Origin of the sequence: Nocardia carnea (assembly GCF_029868855.1) — a bacterium.
Taxonomy (GTDB): domain Bacteria; phylum Actinomycetota; class Actinomycetes; order Mycobacteriales; family Mycobacteriaceae; genus Nocardia; species Nocardia carnea_A.
This window is the reverse complement of the sequence record NZ_JARWOV010000306.1, coordinates 1-18,169: the sequence shown is the minus strand read 5'-3', so window position 1 is coordinate 18,169 and position 18,169 is coordinate 1. Positions and strand designations below refer to the sequence as shown.

The window sequence follows — 18,169 nt, the reverse complement described above, 5'->3', positions numbered from 1 at the left end:
GGATGAGTGGCCGATACCGCCTGAAATCGAATGCTCCGCACGGGCGCGAGCAACGGTCGTCCCCAGCCGCGATCAACCGGCGCATAAACCTGCTGTTACAGGACGTGGCTACCGTCCTGCATCGTTCGGACAGGTTGGGGGTGTGGAGAGGGTTTGGAGTTGGAGATGGAGTTACGGAAGCCGACCGTTGAGCACAGTGGGCTCGGCCGCCGAGAGGCGATGAAATTGACGGCTGCGGTGGTAGGTGCTGCGACAGCTGGTGTCGCAGGGCTGGCGGCGCCGGTGTGGGCGCAGCCCATCGATGCGGCGGAACCGGGTTTCGCCTCCGCCGGTCATCTGGCCCGGCTGGTAGCGTCCCGGCAGGTATCGGCTACGGAACTGACGAGCAGTTTCCTCGAACGTATCGATCGCATCAATCCGGTGCTGAACGCGTTCACCGCGGTCATGCATGAACAGGCGCTGGCCCAGGCAGCGGAGCTGGACGCCCGGCAGAGCCGCGGCGGCGAACTCGGCCCGCTGCACGGTGTTCCTATCGTGGTCAAAGACGAGAACGACGTGCAAGGCATGGTTACCACCTACGGTGGTGGCGCGTTCAGCAAACCCGCGACCGCAGACAGTGCGGTGGTGGCGCGGTTGCGGGCGGCAGGATCAGTGGTTCTCGGCAAGACCTGTATGCCGGAGTTCGGGATCTGGGCGTTCACCGAGTCCGACCGGCACGGCATCACCCGAAACCCGTGGGACACCACGAAGTCCACCGCCGGCTCCTCCGGCGGGACGGCCGCGGCGGTGGCCGCCGGGCTTGCGCCGTTCGGAGTGGGTGGTGACGGCGGCGGTTCGATCCGGCTGCCCGCGTCGTGGTGCGGCTTGTTCGGGTTGAAACCGCAACTGGGTCGTGTCAGTACCGCCCCGAACCGGAATCTGTGGAACAACCTGGGTTCGCTGGGCTGCCTGTCACGGTCGGTGCAGGACGCGGCGCTGTTCTATGACGTCGTGTCCGGTGCAACGCCGGGCGTGGATCAATTCGCCGCAGCAGCGTTGGCCACGACGTTCACCGCCGCTGCCGGATCGGCGCCTGGACGGCTACGCATCGCCATCTCCACCACCCCGGTCGCTCCCGCGGCCATCACCGATCCTCAGACCAGTGCCGCGATCACCGCGCTGGCCGATCACCTGGTGTCACTGGGACATCATGTGTTCACCGATCAGCCCGATTATCCAGACATCACAGCCGCGTTCAATCCCACCTGGTTGGTCTCCGCGGCCGAGGAGTCCCGCCGCGCGGACCGGCCCGATTTGCTCGAACTGCGCACCAAGGAACTTGCCGCCTACGCAACGATATTCGACAACCCCGCCGCACGGCAGCAGGCAGCCCAGGCAGTCGCCGACGTGCAGAACCGGGTGATGCCGTTTTTCGACCGCGCCGATGTGCTCATCACCCCAACCACTCCGGGCCCGGCGTGGCCGGCCGGGCAGCTCGACGCGCTGGACTTCCATGGCGCAGCGCTCAAATCGCTGCCGGTGGCGAGCTGGACCAACATCTGGAACGTGTGCGGCAACTCGGCCGCCGCCATACCGATCGGCTTCTCCTTCGATGGGCTGCCGCTGTCGGCACAACTGATCGGACCACCCAACAGCGATCTCCTGCTGATGTCGCTGGCCGCCCAGATCGAGTCCGTCCGACCCTGGACCGGCCGGCGACCACCGGTATGCTGAACGACGACCTGTCGGTCACCGAATCGAGCTCTCCGCAGTATGCCTGGGGGCGGACCGGCCCTGCCGTGCAACGGCTCCGGCTGCGTCGTCACGACCATCAGCAAGGCCCGAGCTGTCGAGCTGCTCGCTCGGACTCGTTCCATTGCCGAGAGGGTTCCGCTCTGCTATCTACGTCCTCCATCCATCGCTGTTCTCACACACGCCTACCTGTAGTGCGGTGCGCCATGGTCGAGTTCGTGCCCGTCGTTCTTCAACCGGAGAGGAACATTTCGGTGAGACCATCTCTGTTGCTCGCGACCACAGCGGTCTGTGTCGCCGGTGTGCTCGCGCCATCGGCAGCCCAGGCGAGCCCGCCCCTCGACTTCGATCTGCAGGCTCACCGCGGAGGTCGTGCACTGACTGTGGAGAACATGTTGCCGACATTCGCGAAGGCACTCGAGGTCGGAGTCGGCACACTCGAACTCGATGTCGCGATCACCCGGGACGGGCGCGAGGTAGTCACCCATGACAGCCGGATCGATCCCGGCAAATGTGTCGACAAAGGCCTTGCCCATCCGGAGGATCAACAGTTCCCGTATGCCGGAAAACTCGTCAAGGAGCTGACGTTCGAGCAGGTCCGCACACTCGACTGCGGTTCGATCACCCAAGCCGACTATCCCGGGCAACGTTCGGCACCCGGTGCTCCGATGGCAACCCTCACCGAGGTATTCGAGCTGGTTCGCGAGCGCGGCGCGAAGACGGTGGCGTTCAGCATCGAGCTGAAGACCGACCCCGCAGGCGGCGACACGCGACCAGCACGAGATTTCGTCGACCGCGTGGTGTCGGTCGTCGCTCAGGCCGGCGTTCACGATCGAGTCAAGATCCAGAGTTTCGACTGGGGCGCACTGTAATTGGTGCACACCGTTGATCCCGCGTTGCCGCTCTACGCGCTCACTGAACCCACCAAGTTTTATCCGGGCTCCCCATGGCTGGCGGGGCTGAACCCGCTGCAGTACGGCGATAGCGTCGTGCTCACTGCGAAATCGCTCGGTGCACGCGCCATCGAGCCGCTCGCGGCGCTGCCTTTGACCGGATCAGCCGAACTTCCGCTCGTCGACACGCACACGATCGAACAAGCCCACGCCCACGGCATGCTCGTGATCCGATGGCCCCACAACGACGCCGCCACCATGCATGCCCTTGCTGGATCGCGGCGTCGACGGCATCATCACCGACTACCCGACCGCCTGCGCGAAGTCCTGCAGGAACGCGGAATGCCGTTGCCGCAGCAGTACCTCTGACCCGGGTTCGAGGCTGGGAATGTCAGCCGGCGGGTACCAACTGTGCGGTAAGGGTGGCGGCGGCCAGCAGCTCCTCCCGCCGGGCGCCGGCCGCGGCCTCGACGCTGAGTCCGTAGATGGTGGCCATGAGGCAGCGGGCAAGGGCGCCACAGTCGGTCCCGGCGGGCAGGTCACCTTCGGCGACCGCCTTCTCGAACCGCTGCAGCACCGCCTTCCGGGTCTCGTCCCGCACACCCGCGAGGAGGTCGACAACGTCACTGTGCGCCTCGCCGCATGCGAGCCCCGCCCGCACGGTCATGCAGCCCCGTGGCAGGCCAGGGGCGGTGAAAGCCTCCGCCCTGCTCGTCAGGAGGTGCAGCGCGGCCTCGCGAGCGGTCGGCTGTTCCATCGCATCGCGCAGGTCGGCGGTCGGCTGGGCCATGTACCGGCCCAGCGCCTTCTCGAACAGATCCAGCTTGCTGCCGAAAGCCGCGTACAGGCTGGGCGGCTGGATGCCGAGGGCCTGCGTGATATCGGCGATCGAGGTGCCCTCGTAGCCCTGGCGCCAGAACAGCTCCATGGCCGTCTGCAGCGCTGTGTCCTCGTCGAACGTGCGTTTGCGTCCTCTCGGCATCTTCCGGACCTCCCTCCCGGACCAGCCTCGCGTGGATCCGGCTTGCTTTTTCTTTAGGGTTCGCTACAGTGTAGAGCATGCCTATTTTTTAGTGATCACTAAACAAGAACGTGGAGACCATCCCATGGCCGAGCTGGACGGCAAGACCGCAGTCATCGTGGGGGCGGCCACCCTGGCCCAGGCCACGCGCGAGCGCTTCGACAAGGTCTTCTCCATCAATTCCCGCGGAACCATCTTCAGCGTGCAGAAAGCGCTGCCCTGGTTCTCGCCTCCGACGGCAACAGCTACATGACCGCAGCCGACCTGCTTGTCGACAGCGGCAGCTCCCAGCTCTGACAACCCATCGACCCGAAAGGAAACAACCGTGAGCACTCTGGACCTCACCAAGGAAAACTTCGACGACATCGTGTCGAAGAACGACTTCGTCCTCGTCGACTTCTGGGCGGAATGGTGCCCGCCGTGCCGCGTGTTCGGCCCCGTCTTCGAAGCCGTGTCGGAGCGTCACCCCGACCTGGTCTTCGGTAAGGTCGACACCGAGGCCCAGCCGGAGCTCGCGCAGGCATTTTCGGTCCGGTCGATCCCGACGCTTGCGATCATCCGGGACAAGGTCTCCATTTTTGCCCAACCCGGCGCGCTGTCCAAGACCGACCTGGAAGATCTGATCGCGCAGTCGCGGAAGGTCGACATGGACGAGGTGCGCAGGCAGATCGCCGAAGAGCAGAAGAAGCAGAAGCAGTAGCCCCGAACAGGACAGCCACGTCAGGGATGGCGGGCCCCGGACACCGGGGCCCGCCTCCGGCAGTACCGATCGGCCCGCTACATGTGTTCAAGCCGGCTGGAGAAAGGCGCACCTGTGCAGGACAAGGACATCCGCCGCCGCATCGACGAGCTCGTACATGAGGAACACGAACTGCGTGACGAGCAGGCGGACACCACCGCCGACAGGCGATCACGGCTCACGACCGTGGAACAGACCCTCGACCAGTGTTGGGACCTGCTGCGTCAGCGTGCCGCCCGCCGGGAGTTCGGCCAGGACCCCGACGAGGCCCACGCCCGCGAGGCCCGCACCGTCGAGAGCTACCAGCAATAACACATCGCAGGGCAGCCGGGGCGGAAGCACCTGCTGCCGCCGGGACACCCGAGTTCACCTGACGGTCGGCGATATATACCAACCGTCGAACGAGAGACCGACCATGTCCTTCGGAGCCACCGAGTACACCGGGCAGACCGCGTGCGGCAGAGCCTTCCACTCCCCGCTGCGTGACTTCCTGCGCACCGAGACCGGAGGCGCCGCCGTCCTTGTGACGGCGGCGCTCGCCGCGCTCGTCTGGGCGAACGCCGCACCGTGGGCGTACGAGTCGTTCTGGCACACCCACCTGGCCGTCGGCTTCGGGTCGTACGAGATCTCACTCGGCTTGCGCGAGTGGGTCAACAGCGGTCTGATGACGCTGTTCTTCTTCGTAGTCGGACTGGAAGCGCGCCGCGAGTTCGACATGGGAGAGCTGCGTGAGCGCAAGCGGCTGACCCTCCCGCTTGCCGCAGGGCTCAGCGGCATGATCGTGCCCATCGCCCTGTACCTGGCGATCAACGCCGGACAGGGGACGGCGCAGGGCTGGGGAGTGGCGATGTCCACCGACACGGCCTTCGCGCTGGGCGTACTGGCCGTGGTCGGCGGGCGTATGCCTCCCGGCCTGCGGGTTTTCATCCTCACGATGACCGTGGTCGACGACTTCCTCGCCCTCGGCGTCATCGCCCTCGCCTACAGCGATCACATCACCGTGCCGGCGCTGCTCGTCGCCGCTGGCACCTTCATCGTTATCCTGCTCGTCCGGAAGCTCGGCGTGCGTCACGGCGCGGTGTACGCGCTGCTGGGCCTCGTCGCCTGGGGCGCACTGCTCGAATCCGGGGTGGACCCCATCGTGATCGGTCTCGCCATGGGGCTGCTCACCTATGCCTACCCGGCGTCGCGTGCCGATCTGGAGCACGCCAGCGGCCTGTTCCGGCTGTTCCGCGAGCAGCCCACCCCTGAACTGGAACGGCACGTACGCGCGGGAATCGCCTCGGCGATGTCCCCCAACGACCGCCTGCAGCGCCTGTACCATCCCTGGACCAGCTACCTGGTGGTCCCGCTGTTCGCCCTGGCCAACGCCGGCATAGAAATCACCGGCGACCAGATCGCCCGCTCCTTCACCTCGCCCGTCACCCTGGGCATCCTCATCGCCTACGCCTTCGGCAAACCGCTCGGCATCGTGGGCGCATCCGCGCTGACCACCATCGTCTCCCGTGGCCGGATCCGGCTCCCGGTCGGCTGGGGAGCCACTACGGCGGGCGGCACAATGTCCGGGGTCGGCTTCACCGTCTCTCTCCTCATCGCTACGCTCGCCTTCGACGGCACCGACCTCGACGCCGCCAAGATCGGCATCCTCAGCACCCTGCCCCTCTCCTTCCTCACCTCCTGGTTCGTCACCGCAGTGATCGGCATACTCCCGCCCGCGCCACAGCGCCGGGCGGTGCTCGGCAAAGCGGAAACGATCATCGACCTCGCCGTGCCCGTCGATCCCGACCGCGACCACGTACGAGGTCCCCGGCACGCCCCGGTGACCATAGTGGAATACGGCGATTACGAGTGCCCCTACTGCGGGCTGGCCGAGCCCGTCGTCCGTGCCTTCCTTGCCGAATTCGAGGACGTGCGCTACGTGTGGCGCCATCTCCCGCTGACCGACGTCCACATCCACGCCCGGCTCGCCGCCGAGGCCGCCGAGGCCGCCGCGCTGCAGGACCGCTACTGGGAGATGCACGATCTGCTGATCAGCCACCAGAGCGCCCTGCGTTTCGAAGACCTGCACACCTACGCTTCCGCTATCGGGCTCGACACGGCCCGCTTCGAGCGAGATGTGCAGGCAGGCGCGGGCGCGGCGCGGGTCGCCGAGGACATCGAGTCCGCAGACCTCAGCAGCGTGGCCGGCACGCCCACCTTTTTCGTGAATGGCCGCAGACACTACGGCGCCTACGACATCACGAGCTTGTCCGCCGCCGTACACGCCGCCCGCGAACGTGCTGCCGACTCTGAATAGCGACAGCGGAGACAGGATCTTGCGGACAACCGTGCCGGACCAGACGAGTCACGTTACCGATGGGGCTCGAGGCGTGAGTCGATCAGTAGCCGGCGAACTTCTTGATCAATCGCCGCCGAAAAGGGGCGGGTGATTTATTCGTGATCGCGCGAACGACTTTCAGTTTGGCAGTGTCAACGATCCAGTGCACACGGTGACGGTCGTCGGCGGCCCTGAGAATGGTGGCGGCCACCTGGTCAGCGGTGAGATTGATCCCGATGGAATCGACGATCTGTCCGTGAGAGGCATCCATCATCGGAGTTGCGACGAAGTTGGGCATGATGTCGCACACATGAATACCGTGGCGCTCCCATTCGATGTTCATCGCCTCGGTGAAACCACGCACCCAGAACTTGCTGGCCGAATATGTGGCTTCGCTCGGTATACCGTACTCGGCGGAGAGGGAGCACAAGTTGATTACCTTGGCGTCGTCGGCCTCGGACAGGTGTGGGAACGCAAGGTAAGTGCAATTGAGCACGCCCCCAACGTTCACCCGGGTGATCAGTTCGTGCTGCTCGAGCGACAACTTCTCGAAGTTGTCGATGAAGGCGACTCCTGCGTTGTTGACCAACGCATTGAACGAGCCGCCGTGTGCGGCCGCGAACTCGTCGAAGACACGGGCGACCTGAGCTTTGTCCGTGACATCCAGGATCGCGTAGGTGTGCTCGTCACCGAGTTCGGCGCGCACCTCGTCGAGTACGGATGGATTGATGTCCGTCGCGCAGACGGTCCATCCTGTCGCGGCAAAGCGGCGAGCAGCGGCGCGACCGATGCCGGCTCCTGCTCCGGTGATGACCACGGTCTTGCCCTGACGCGGGCCGAGGGCGCGTTGGAGAAACTCGACCTGGTCGGAGAAGAACGTGTCAAATGTACTCCCGAGGTAAGGGTCGAAGTGCCCGCAGTCGTAGGTCCGGACAACCCCGCATCGGGCCAGGTTCCCGGCTTTGACCGCCGCTGCCGACGGGGTGGTTGCGTCCCTGCTCGCTACCTGCACGAGGACCGGCACGTCTACCTCGCGCAGCGCCCTGCCGGGTGTATACAGACCGATTCGCAGAGCAAACCGCGCCGCGACCCGTTGATCGAAGTCGTGGCCGTCGGGGACCAAGCGTAGGTACCCGGCTGCCTCAGGTGCAGTCATCAACGCGAGCGAGTCGGGTTCACCGGAGGCCGGAATGTAGTGGGGGGACAAGCGCAAGATGGATCGCGTCAAGTCGTAAAGGCCGTGAGCGCTCAATCTCAGGGACTGCACAGGCGACATTGCCCGCAACGACGCGATTCCGTCGGTGTGCGGTACCTGCGCGATCACCGCGGCCGCCCCGACCGGTTTCGCCAAAGCCATCACGTGACCGCCGGACAGCGATGTTCCCCACAACACGATCCTGGTCGAGTCTACCTCGGACCGGGACCGGGCATAGTCGACCGCTGCGCGCCAGTCAAGCTGCTGCTCGCCGATGTCCAGCACTTGCCGCGGCGAACCGTCGCTGGCCCCGAAGTGTCGGTAGTCGAAGACAAGCACGTGGAAACCATGTGCGGCGAATCGGTCCGCATACGCGTCCAAGCGCATTTCCTTCACCCCGGCGAGCCCGTGCGCCATGACTATGCACGGTGCCGGGCCATCGCCGGCGGCCCGATAGAACCAGCCCGCACAGGTCTCCGAATCGGAGGTGAAGGTGATGTCGAACCGATCCATGGGTTTGCCTTCCGCGCTGAAAACGTCGTTCTGTGATGCGGCTCATACGCATGGCACGTTGTGCCCGTCATCGCCAGTGTATGGAATAAATTCCAATATTGGAAGTGGTTCCAACAATGGATCGGCTTATAGTGGCTGCCGTAGGATGGATACGTGACTCTGCAGGAGACGACTCGTACCGCGCGGCGGGCCGCCGCAACTCGTCGCGCGATCGTCGATGCCGCTGAGGAGATCATGCTCGAGTGCGGCTCGGACGCATTGACTTTGGATGCGGTGGCCAACCGCGCCGATGTTGCGGTCCAGACGATCTACAACCGGGTGGGTGGCCGGTCTGCGTTACTGATCGCGGTGGCTGAGCGTGCGTTCGACGACAACCGCCAATACATGGACGCTGCCTATGCCGCCCCCGGTCGGCCGGTCGACCGGATTCTGCGCGTTGCCGAGGCGTACACCAGGTTTGCCATTGAGCGTCCGCATCAGTTCCGCCTGCTCATCGATCCTCCGAACGAACCGGATGCTCTCATCAGGGTTGCAGATTTGGTCGCCGAACAGAACAGCAAACTCGCCGCGGCTTTGGCCGAGGGAGCCGCTGACGGCAGCATCAACGCGCATACCGATCCATACACAGCGGCGACTGCGTTATGGGCAGCGATGAACGGCATCCTCGCGTTGAGCTGGCGCGCAGACCGGCTCCGCAGTGACGAAACGCAAGTGCGCGAGTTGGTCACCACCATGCTCACCATGGTCACCGACGGTCTATTCACCGTCGCACGGTGACAATCAACCGGAATCGTTGCAACCAGCCGAGTGTCACCCCACGCTATGAGGACCTCGGCCTCCACTACCCAGCCCTCCTGCACATCGCGGCGATCGACGAGTAGCTCTTACCTCCTTCCGGCAAGCCCTAGTCGAGCAGATCGGGTTGCTGTGCGACGATACGCTGGTACAGCGGCTGGAATTGGAACCATCCTGCGTATTCGAGGCCCACCTGGTTGTAAGTCAGCTTCGCTACGTCAGGGTTCAGGGGCTTGGGGTCGCCCGCCGCCATTGCGATCAATTGCGCTTGACTCGAACGTTCCATCGTGATGAACCACCACGCTGCGGAATCGACAGTTTCCCCGACCGTGAGCAAACCATGATTGGACAAAACGATGGCCTTCCTCTGGCCGAGGGCAGCCCCGATCCGCCTGCCCTCTTCGAGCTCCGCCACGACACCGGTGTAGTCGTCGAACACCGCGTGATCGTCGTAGAACGCACAGGCGTCCTGAGTCAACGGATCGAGCCCGATTCGCAGGCTGGACAACGCCTTCCCATAGAGAGAGTGCGCGTGTGCAGCCGCCACCACATCCGGTCGGGCTGCGTGAACCTGTGAGTGAATGACGAAGGCTGCGCGGTTGACCGGCTTGTTTCCCTCGACGATCTCACCCATGTGATCAACCAGAATGAGATCGCTCGCTTTGATCATGCTGAAATGCACGCCGAACGGGTTGACCCAGAAGTGATCGGATTTCTCGGGATCTCTGGCCGTGATGTGGCCGGCTACGCCTTCGTCGAAGCCGCATTGACTGAACAGGCGAAAAGCAGCTGCCAACCGCTGCTTTCTGTGTTGCCGTTCGTCCTCGATCGAATCGAAGACCGGCGGTGCGGGTACATCTATCCCCGGTCGGGTCTGCGCTAGTTCTGTCATGAGATTCTCCCTGTCCTGCGATCAACTGTTGATCGACCTGAATTCTGTTTCCAGCGAAAGTTCCCGCGAGGCAAAACTGCCCGGCCGGTTCATTGCGGCCGGATCGGTCTCCTAGTCCGTTGCCGCGGCAGTGTCGTCATACTGCAGTGAGCAGGAGGACGCCCAGCCGTCCGGTCCCCACCCGCCTACATGATCGACGACACTGTGTCCGTGACTGGTCAGCTCGTGGGCCACTGCCTCCCAGAGCAAGAGCAGGTCAGTGGCCGCGTCGACCGACACGATCGCGCCGTCCGCTATCCCGACCGCGACGATGTCGTGGACCAGGCTCGCGATAGAACGCACTTCTGGGGATGCGCGAACACCTTCATCCGATCCCTTGGGCGCTGATGTGCGCGCATCGATCGCCAGCAACTTGCAACAGTGGTTGTCGGCGTGTTCACGGTCGATCGCATGCGATATCTTCTGTGCTTGACGAAGGTCGGCGGCGTCGATCACCACCAGCTCTCGATCGGAACATCCCTCGCGGCGAAATACTCCGACGTCCACACCGATAACGAGAATTATCCGTTTTCCGGTCTTCGGCTTCATGATGGACCGCTTCCGGATTGGTATTGCAGCGATCGGATTCGTGGCGTGCTTCGGCTACGATTCTCTACAAGCAATGGCCGCCCCGTCGCGTACCTGCCGCGATGAAAAATGAGAGGACTGACGCTCTCCGAGGAGGCCCCGAGATGCTGCACACGTCCGACAATGATCAAATGATCGCCACCGGGATAGGTCCTCTCGATGCTGCAGTCCATCCAGGTACAGGAGCCTGCAAGCACGGGCAGGCCCAACGGCGACGGGTGCCAGTCGATCTCTGCAAACTTGTCCGAACCGGACTGTCCGAATCTTGCGCTGACATCCCGCTGCCCCTCCGACAAGACATTGACACAGAACGATCCGGACTCGGCTATCTGCGGCCAGCTAACCGACTTTCGGCTCGGTAGAACCACCACGAGCGGCGGGTCCAACGACAATGCGGAGAACGATTGACACGTGAAACCGAATGGTTTCCCCGCCGAGGAACCTGTGATAACGGTGATCCCCGTAGGGAAGTGCCCCAACACTTCACGAAATTTCTCGGCTGTGAATCCGGACATCGACGAAAGCCTCCTGTTGTGTCGATCCACGTCGTTCCGACTGCGGGTGGAAGTGCCCGAAACGCATCGGACATACCGCCCGCAGTCGGAGGACTCGATGACTTCATCGCCGGCGGCGACTCAGCCGCGCAGGCCCATTTTCTTCAGGATGGGCATAATGTCGTCCTGCATAGCGTGCAGACCCTTTTGCGGGTCGACGAAGCATGTCAGGACACTTTCGATACCGCCCTCTTTGTTCAGTTCCCGGAGCTTCTCGGCGATAGTTTCGGGCGAACCGACAAGTTGTGGAGAAGTGAAGCCCAGCGGGTATCCTTCATAGATTTCCTTACCCAGTCCCGCGTACGGGTCCCTGCTCAGGGCGTCCTCGTCGTTGTCCTTGAACATGTCCATGCCCTTGAGCTGCCTTGCATAACCGATCATTGCTTCTCGATCGATTTCCGAACGAAGCTCTTCGAACTTCTCCGCCGCCAGCTCGTCTGTGGCCTCGGGGAGTACCCAGCACATCGTGGCCGCGCGGATCGACCGGCCGAAGGACGCTGCCAGAGAGTGCGCACGGTCGACCTTCTGTCGATATTCGTCGATCGTATGGCCGATAGTGAAGAGCCAGTCGACGTTCCGGGCGCCGAACAGCACTCCCTTCTCCGACATCCCCGCGTTCATCAGCACGGGCCGCGGCGAGCGCGTCGGTCCAGGCTTAACGACCGCCCCATAAGATTGGTAGTACTTTCCTTCGAAGTCGAACGGCTCCTTCTCGGACCACAGGTGTTTGAGCAACACCGTGAATTCTTCGGCCATGTCGTAGGCGGTGTCGTGATCGACGTGTTCCATACCGAACGCCGCCATTTCCTGGGCCTGGTAGCCGGTGACGATGTTGAGGCCCCACCGCCCATTGGAAATATGATCGATGGACGCACCGATCTTGGCAATGTGCAAGGGATGAAAACGGAAGGTGATGTGACAGGTGGAGAACACACCCATACTGTCGGTGATCGGTGCGGTAGCGGCCGCTGTGGTGAGAAAATCCAACGAGGCGCCGTTGAAGTCGGTTTCACCGCCGGATCCGAGCCAGCGAGCGAAAGGAACCTGATAGTCGTACCCGATGTATTCCGCCTGCTCGATGAGATTCCGCGAGTTCGACCATTTCCAGTAGTCACGCTCTCGATCATTGTTTCGCAGCGTCGCTTTGGACATGGTCATTCCACCGCGAATGTTCCACGCGAAAAATCCGAGTTCGAGATCTTTACCTCGGCGGGTATCCGGCTGCCCTCCAGGATCGTGCGGGATACCTGTCGGGACTATCAGCTTCCTTGCCATTGAATTCTCCTAGAATGAAAATACTTGCCGTGTCAGCTGGCCAGAGCCACGGCGGCAGCCGCGGCCTGGGCCAGTTGCTCGTCCTGGTCGGGCATGCCTCCGCTGACGCCGACGGCACCGATCAAGCGGCCCTCGGCCATGATGGGCACTCCGCCCGAAATAGGGCAGATACGGTCGATGCCGAACAGTCCGAGCTCGAATTCCTTGCTCGCGTTCGTCACTCCGATCCAAGCGCTGGTCGGAAGGTGCGTAGCCACACTCGAGTACGCTTTGTCCCGTGCTACCTGAATGCCGGACAGCAGCGAATTGTCCATGCGCAGGAATGCCTTCATGTTGCCGCTCTCATCCAGGACCGCGACGGATGCGGCCAAGCCGAGCTTTGCGGCTTCTGCTGCGGCAACATCGAGAGCGAGCTTGGCCGCCTCGGCGCTGATGCCCAGTTTGGTCACAGTGACGTTTTCCATGTGGTTCTCCTTGTATCTATATTCGGTGTGATGGACAGGATCGGGGTTCGGCGTGTGGGCCGGAAGTCAGGGAATGAGCACGGCTCGGCCGACGACGGAACCGTTCATCAGCGCATCGATCGCGACCTCGGTTTCCGCCAGTTCGAAAGTGGTGTGCAACGATCGAAGTCCGGCACGCTGCATGCTGGCGAGTTCCTGCAGGTCGGTGTAGGTGCCCACCAGGTTGGTCACGATGGTGATCTCCTTGACAACAGCGCTGAGCGCGTCGACAGCCAACGCGGGACTACCGCCGACGAGTGACACTGTTCCGCCCTTTCGGACGAAGTCCAGCGGCGTCACCGTGCCCGAGCCCGTGCTCGCACAGTCGAGGACCGCATCGACCCCGCCGTCGGTCATGTCCAGGACCGTTGCGAGAATTGCCTCGATCGAGCCGTGCGCACTGGAGTGCGCACCCAGATCTTCGCCGAGACGCGCGCGTGCGCTGTCGGTATCGAGGGCGATCACGGTACACGCGGTCATCGCTCGCAGTAACTGCACGGCGAAGTGGCCGACGCCGCCGACTCCGATGACTGCGACCACGCTCGTGGGTGTCAAATACGGAAGCAGCCGCTTGACCGCGTGATATGCGGTGAGGCCGGCGTCAGAGTAGCCCGCCATCTCCACCAGGTCCGCAGTGGCGGGTAACGGGACCACGGCCCGTTCGCCGGTGCGGACGAACTCCGCGAACCCGCCCCAGGTGTGGGCGTCGACGCCGGGAAAGCGACTGTTGGTGCAGTACATGTCCCGACCCGCTCGACACCCGTCACACCGTCCGCACGTGATCAGCGGATGCAACAGGACGGGGTCCCCGGGACCGACGACGGAGACCTCGGAACCGACGGCTTCCACCCACCCGGTGGTCTCATGTCCGGCTACGTAGGGAAAAGTCGGCGGACCGTACACGGGAACGAGACTTCCCGACATCGTCTCAAGGTCCGTTCGGCACACGCCCGCGGCGGCGACCCTGACGATGATGTCGGTGCTGCTCTGCAAGCGGGGATCGTCGACCTCGCGCACCTCCATGCGGCCGAATTCTGGGATAACCGCGGCGATCATGCTCTCTCCTCTTCGCTTCGTCCATGACAGAGCAGTCCCTGCCTCTGTGCTGGCAAACGGTCGGCACCACCCATCGAGTGACGAAGACCTAAGCCATCATGGTGTGACACGCATCGCACTGACAAGACCAAGTTGATATTGTTTAACTATCGTTTAATATCTTCTGAATATGAAATGAGTCGCCGCACGATGGAAATCAGACACCTCCGCTACTTTCTGGCAGTCGCCGAGCATCTCCACTACGGGAGGGCCGCGAAGGCGCTGAACATGGCACAACCCCCACTGAGTCAGCAGATTCGACGGCTGGAGAGCGCCCTCCAACTCGAACTGTTCGAGCGATCGAGTCGTCGCGTCGCGCTAACCGAAGAGGGGCGATTCCTGGTCGATGCCGCCCGCGAAGTGGTCGGCCAATCAGACCACTTCGAGAATCTCGCCCGGGCCCTGCGCATGGGTGAGGCCGGCGAGCTGCGCATCGGTTTCGCGGCGACCGCGATGAACTGGGGGCTGGCAATGAAGTTGCGCGAGTTCAGGTCGATGTTTCCGGCCGCAGACGTCATCGCTCACCAGATGTCGGTCGCAGACCAGGCAATCGCCCTTCAGGGCGATCGTATCGACCTCGCATTCACTGTCGGCGGACTGAACTACGAGAATCTCGAGGTCCTCGATCTGGCGGAGGAGCCCTTGCGGGTTGTTCTGCCCGCCGACCATCGCCTAGCGGGTGAAGTATCGATCCGTCTCGCAGATCTTTCGGCGGAGACCTTCCTGGGATACCGGTTCGACGACCACCTCGAGGACATCATCGCCGCGGCCTGTTATCGGGCCGGGTTCACTCCTCGCATCTCGTTTCAAGGCGCGCAGAGCCACACGCTGCTACACATGGTGAGTGCGGGATACGGGCTCGGTTTGCTCCCGGCCTGCGACGCGAAGATGCGTGCCGACGGGGTTGTGTTCGTAGATCTCGAGCCACCCGTTCCGACTGTCCGCATCTCAGTGGTCCGACACTGGCGCCGCATCACCCCGCTGGGCGCCCGCATGCTCGAACTGCTCGGCGCCGAGGGGTCATCGAAAAACCTGCCCGGCCGAGATTAATATCAATTACCTCTCGAATAATAGGGAATTCATATCGACTAGGTCTTGCTTGCGCGCTGGGTCACAGCCGATTCTGATCCGTGTCGGCTCCCGGAAGTCGACGGTCGGCGACCTCGCTCACATGTCGCTGATCTCGATGAGCCAAGGAGCGTGCGATGGAGCACTTCGACTACGTCGTGATCGGAGCCGGATCGGCAGGATGCGTTGTTGCGCAACAGCTTTCCCAGGACGAGGAGCGGACGGTGCTCGTCCTGGAGGCCGGGCCGACTGTCACCGATCCGAGAATCGATGCTCCGGCTCGCTGGGTGGAACTGGCAGGGTCGGAGTTGGATTGGGGATACCTCACCGAACCGCAGAAGTACGCGGCCGGCCGGCAGATCTATTGGCCGCGCGGTCGTGTGGTCGGCGGCAGTAGTTCCATCAACGCGATGGTGCACATGCGCGGTTGCCCCGGCGATTTCGATGGGTGGGCTGAGCAGGGCTGTACCGGGTGGGACTATGCGTCAGTGCTTCCGGTGTTCAAGGCCTATGAGGACTTCGCCGAAGGCGAGGCCGATTACCACGGAACCGGCGGGCCGTTGAAACTGTCCATGCCTGAGAATGTCCACCCTCTGTCGGAGGCTGCCCTGTCGGCCGCGCTGAAGATTGGCCACCAACCGAACCCCGATTTCAACGGCCCGAACATATTCGGTGTGGGCTGGAACCAGTTGACCGTACGAGACGGTCGCCGCCAGAGCGCTTGGGCAGCGTTCCTCGCCCCGGCGATGAGTCGTCGTAACCTGGCCCTTCGGGCCGGAGTGCGCGTGACCAAACTTCTCTCAGCCTCGGGCCGGGTCACCGCTGTCGAGTACATCGAGAACGGATCTATTCGCACGACACACGTCAACAGCGAGGTAGTACTGTGCGCCGGGACCATCGAGACTCCGAAGTTGCTGTTGCTCTCCGGAATCGGCCCAGCTCGCGATCTCGAAGACCTCGGTGTCTCCGTCGTATCCGATATCCCAGGAGTCGGCGCCAACCTTCACGATCACCCTGGGGTAGGTATCACCTTCTCCGCCAAGAAACCCGTTCTCCCGGGCGCCAATCAACACAGCGAACTCGGCCTGTTCGCGAATATCGACGGGGCAACGGAGCGGCCACAGGTCCAGTTCGGAGTCGTCCTCGCCCCGCACGTCGCGCCGGAAATGACGGCGCCCCCGAACGGGTTCACCTTCTACCCGTCGTGGACGACCCCTCGGAGCCGCGGATTTCTTCGACTGCGTTCCCTCGATCCGGACGACAACCCGATGATCGATCCGTGTTATCTCGCTGAGGAATCGGACCTGGACGGACTCGTAGCGGCGATCGAGCTGTCCCGTGAATGGGCCCACTCGCCGGAAATGGCGGAATGGACAGAACGTGAGGTACATCCGGGGCCAGAAACGTGCGACAGGGCTGGACTGCGCGACTACGTGCGACGCGCTGTAGGCACGTGGTTCCACCCCGTGGGCACCTGCCGGATGGGTTCGGATGCCGTATCAGTGGTCGATACTGAACTGAAACTCAGACACTTCGATAATGTACGTATCGCAGATGCTTCGGTTATTCCGACCGTGCCATTGGCGAACACAAATGCGCCGACACTGATGATCGCCCATCGCGCAGCGGAATTCATTCTTCGATCTTGACATCGGTTACACGCGAGTATGGCCGCCGTGGAGATATGGAAGCCGTGTGTCGGCTTCCGATTCTATACGGTGCACACTCCTCAGATAGGTGGTCAGAATGACAGCAATTGTGGTTGCCCGCGTCCGTGTGACGGACCACGAGAAATACGAAGCCTACAAGCCGCTTTCCAAGAAGGCGATCGAAGAGTACGGCGGACGATATCTGGTTCGCGGTTCCGATCCCATCGCACTCGAAGGGAATTCGGCCGGTATGCGCTACGTCGTCATCGAATTCGATTCAGTGGAGTCGGCCATGAATTTTTACGACTCGCCGGGCTATCGTCGTGCTCGGGCGGCAAGGGAGGGCGCGGCCGAGACGACTATCGAAGTTCTTCAAGGCGTCCAGTAGATGATACCGACCACATATTAGGAGCAGAATATGACCCGTCCGAGCTTCGATTGCACCGGTGTGATCCCCGCGTGCCTGCTTCCGTTTCGTGCGGATCTGAGTATCGACATGGAGAATTATCGAAAGCACCTCGCCGATATAGCGGCGGTGCGTGGCATTTCTGCGATCACGGTGAATGGCCATGCATCGGAAGTTTCCTCGTGCACATTCGACGAACAGCAGAAGTTGCTCGAAGCTGCGTGTGATCAGGTCGGCGACCGGGTTCGAATCGTCGCCGGGATCTACGCAGACGGCACTGCGGAAGCAGTACGTTTGGCGAGAATGGCGGACAAGGGTGGAGCATCGGCGTTGCTGGTGTTCCCGCCGAATGTATTTGCAATGGGCAGTCGGCCCGAAATGGTGCTCGCACATTTTTCGGCCATCGCCGATGCGACGCCGCTGCCTTTGATCGCTTTTCAGTTTCCAGTCCGAGAGGCGATGTCGTACGATCACGACACACTGGGTCGATTGATAGAGTCCGTGCCCAGCGTCCGGGCGATGAAGGACGGATCGGGCGATCCGGTCCGCAGCGAAATGGCGGTGCGGGACTACCAGTCCGATATGTTCAGTGTCCTTTCCACCCACAGTGCCTGGCTCATGCAGTCACTCGTCCTGGGCTGCAAGGGTGTGCTTTCCGGTGCGGGAAGCACCGTCGCCGACCTGCAGGTGGAGCTGTTCGAGGCGGTCCAGAACCACGACCTCGAAACGGCGCAAGCGGTCTCGGCTCGCCTCTACTACACGACCAAAGCGTTCTACCGCAGTCCCGGTGTCGACATGCACAACCGAATGAAGGAAGCTCAGGTCCTGCTCGGCAGGTTGCCGTGGGGGGGGGGGGGGGGGGGGCGCGGCAGAAAGACGGGAAAGGGGATGGGGGA

20 protein-coding genes are annotated in these 18,169 nt (G+C 62.9%); 12 read left to right on the top strand and 8 right to left on the bottom strand.

All coding sequences use genetic code 11. The annotated features are described in order from the left end of the window. Positions 1-219 precede the first annotated feature (219 nt). The 3 genes from QH195_RS31450 to QH195_RS31440 all read left to right on the top strand — a co-directional run bounded on the left by QH195_RS31450 (position 220) and on the right by QH195_RS31440 (position 2,993). Positions 220-1,713, top strand: coding sequence for an amidase family protein (locus QH195_RS31450; protein ID WP_280438056.1), 1,494 nt, complete (start codon positions 220-222; stop codon positions 1,711-1,713). Positions 1,714-1,985: 272 nt separating this feature from the next. Further along, positions 1,986-2,603 (top strand): glycerophosphodiester phosphodiesterase family protein, encoded by a 618-nt coding sequence (locus tag QH195_RS31445; protein WP_280438055.1) that lies wholly within the window; start codon positions 1,986-1,988, stop codon positions 2,601-2,603. A gap of 3 nt (positions 2,604-2,606) precedes the next feature. Next, entirely contained in the window at positions 2,607-2,993 is a 387-nt protein-coding gene (locus QH195_RS31440; protein ID WP_280438054.1) for a hypothetical protein, read from the top strand. A 22-nt stretch (positions 2,994-3,015) separates the two neighbouring features. Here the strand turns inward: QH195_RS31440 and QH195_RS31435 are convergent, their stop codons facing one another. Then, positions 3,016-3,606, bottom strand: coding sequence for a TetR/AcrR family transcriptional regulator (locus tag QH195_RS31435; RefSeq protein WP_280438053.1), 591 nt, complete (start codon positions 3,604-3,606; stop codon positions 3,016-3,018). Between the two features lie 124 nt (positions 3,607-3,730). Between QH195_RS31435 and QH195_RS31430 the strand changes: the two genes are divergently transcribed. From QH195_RS31430 to nhaA, 4 genes are all read left to right on the top strand, one after another. Beyond that, positions 3,731-3,898, top strand: coding sequence for a hypothetical protein (locus tag QH195_RS31430; protein WP_280438052.1), 168 nt, complete (start codon positions 3,731-3,733; stop codon positions 3,896-3,898). 72 nt (positions 3,899-3,970) lie between these two features. Continuing rightward, positions 3,971-4,345, top strand: coding sequence for a thioredoxin (gene trxA / locus QH195_RS31425; RefSeq protein WP_280438051.1), 375 nt, complete (start codon positions 3,971-3,973; stop codon positions 4,343-4,345). A 114-nt stretch (positions 4,346-4,459) separates the two neighbouring features. Further along, positions 4,460-4,696: a DUF2630 family protein gene (locus tag QH195_RS31420; RefSeq protein ID WP_280438050.1), complete on the top strand. Its 237-nt coding sequence runs from the start codon at positions 4,460-4,462 to the stop codon at positions 4,694-4,696. A gap of 103 nt (positions 4,697-4,799) precedes the next feature. Further along, positions 4,800-6,680, top strand: a complete 1,881-nt coding sequence (gene nhaA / locus QH195_RS31415) for a Na+/H+ antiporter NhaA (RefSeq protein WP_280438049.1) — start codon at positions 4,800-4,802, stop codon at positions 6,678-6,680. A gap of 82 nt (positions 6,681-6,762) precedes the next feature. On the opposite strand, the gene QH195_RS31410 is transcribed toward nhaA, so the two are convergent. Then, positions 6,763-8,409, bottom strand: coding sequence for an SDR family oxidoreductase (locus tag QH195_RS31410; protein WP_280438048.1), 1,647 nt, complete (start codon positions 8,407-8,409; stop codon positions 6,763-6,765). Between the two features lie 153 nt (positions 8,410-8,562). Here QH195_RS31410 and QH195_RS31405 point away from each other — a divergent pair, with 153 nt between their 5' ends. Beyond that, positions 8,563-9,186 carry a TetR/AcrR family transcriptional regulator gene (locus QH195_RS31405; RefSeq protein WP_280438047.1) on the top strand — a complete coding sequence of 208 codons (624 nt, stop codon included), beginning with the start codon at positions 8,563-8,565 and terminating at the stop codon, positions 9,184-9,186. 127 nt (positions 9,187-9,313) lie between these two features. On the opposite strand, the gene QH195_RS31400 is transcribed toward QH195_RS31405, so the two are convergent. The 6 genes from QH195_RS31400 to QH195_RS31375 all read right to left on the bottom strand — a co-directional run bounded on the left by QH195_RS31400 (position 9,314) and on the right by QH195_RS31375 (position 14,111). Beyond that, entirely contained in the window at positions 9,314-10,096 is a 783-nt protein-coding gene (locus QH195_RS31400) for a class II aldolase/adducin family protein (protein WP_280438046.1), read from the bottom strand. 111 nt (positions 10,097-10,207) lie between these two features. Continuing rightward, positions 10,208-10,684: a hypothetical protein gene (locus QH195_RS31395; RefSeq protein ID WP_280438045.1), complete on the bottom strand. Its 477-nt coding sequence runs from the start codon at positions 10,682-10,684 to the stop codon at positions 10,208-10,210. Next, complete coding sequence (locus tag QH195_RS31390) at positions 10,681-11,238, bottom strand: flavin reductase family protein (RefSeq protein ID WP_280438044.1); 558 nt, start codon at positions 11,236-11,238, stop codon at positions 10,681-10,683. Before QH195_RS31390 ends, QH195_RS31395 begins: the two co-directional genes overlap by 4 nt. Positions 11,239-11,358: 120 nt before the next feature. Further along, positions 11,359-12,552 carry an LLM class flavin-dependent oxidoreductase gene (locus QH195_RS31385; RefSeq protein ID WP_280438043.1) on the bottom strand — a complete coding sequence of 398 codons (1,194 nt, stop codon included), beginning with the start codon at positions 12,550-12,552 and terminating at the stop codon, positions 11,359-11,361. A 32-nt stretch (positions 12,553-12,584) separates the two neighbouring features. Continuing rightward, positions 12,585-13,016, bottom strand: a complete 432-nt coding sequence (locus tag QH195_RS31380; protein WP_280438042.1) for a GlcG/HbpS family heme-binding protein — start codon at positions 13,014-13,016, stop codon at positions 12,585-12,587. A 66-nt stretch (positions 13,017-13,082) separates the two neighbouring features. Then, positions 13,083-14,111, bottom strand: coding sequence for an alcohol dehydrogenase catalytic domain-containing protein (locus QH195_RS31375; RefSeq protein ID WP_280438041.1), 1,029 nt, complete (start codon positions 14,109-14,111; stop codon positions 13,083-13,085). A gap of 174 nt (positions 14,112-14,285) precedes the next feature. Here QH195_RS31375 and QH195_RS31370 point away from each other — a divergent pair, with 174 nt between their 5' ends. From QH195_RS31370 to QH195_RS31355, 4 genes are all read left to right on the top strand, one after another. Beyond that, positions 14,286-15,200, top strand: a complete 915-nt coding sequence (locus tag QH195_RS31370; protein ID WP_280438040.1) for a LysR substrate-binding domain-containing protein — start codon at positions 14,286-14,288, stop codon at positions 15,198-15,200. 155 nt (positions 15,201-15,355) lie between these two features. Then, on the top strand, positions 15,356-16,867 hold the full coding sequence (locus tag QH195_RS31365; RefSeq protein WP_280438039.1) for a GMC family oxidoreductase: 1,512 nt from the start codon (positions 15,356-15,358) through the stop codon (positions 16,865-16,867). Positions 16,868-16,964: 97 nt separating this feature from the next. Next, positions 16,965-17,255: a DUF1330 domain-containing protein gene (locus QH195_RS31360; protein ID WP_280438038.1), complete on the top strand. Its 291-nt coding sequence runs from the start codon at positions 16,965-16,967 to the stop codon at positions 17,253-17,255. A 30-nt stretch (positions 17,256-17,285) separates the two neighbouring features. Continuing rightward, on the top strand, positions 17,286-18,169 hold an 884-nt coding region (locus tag QH195_RS31355; protein WP_280438037.1), incomplete at its 3' end, for a dihydrodipicolinate synthase family protein.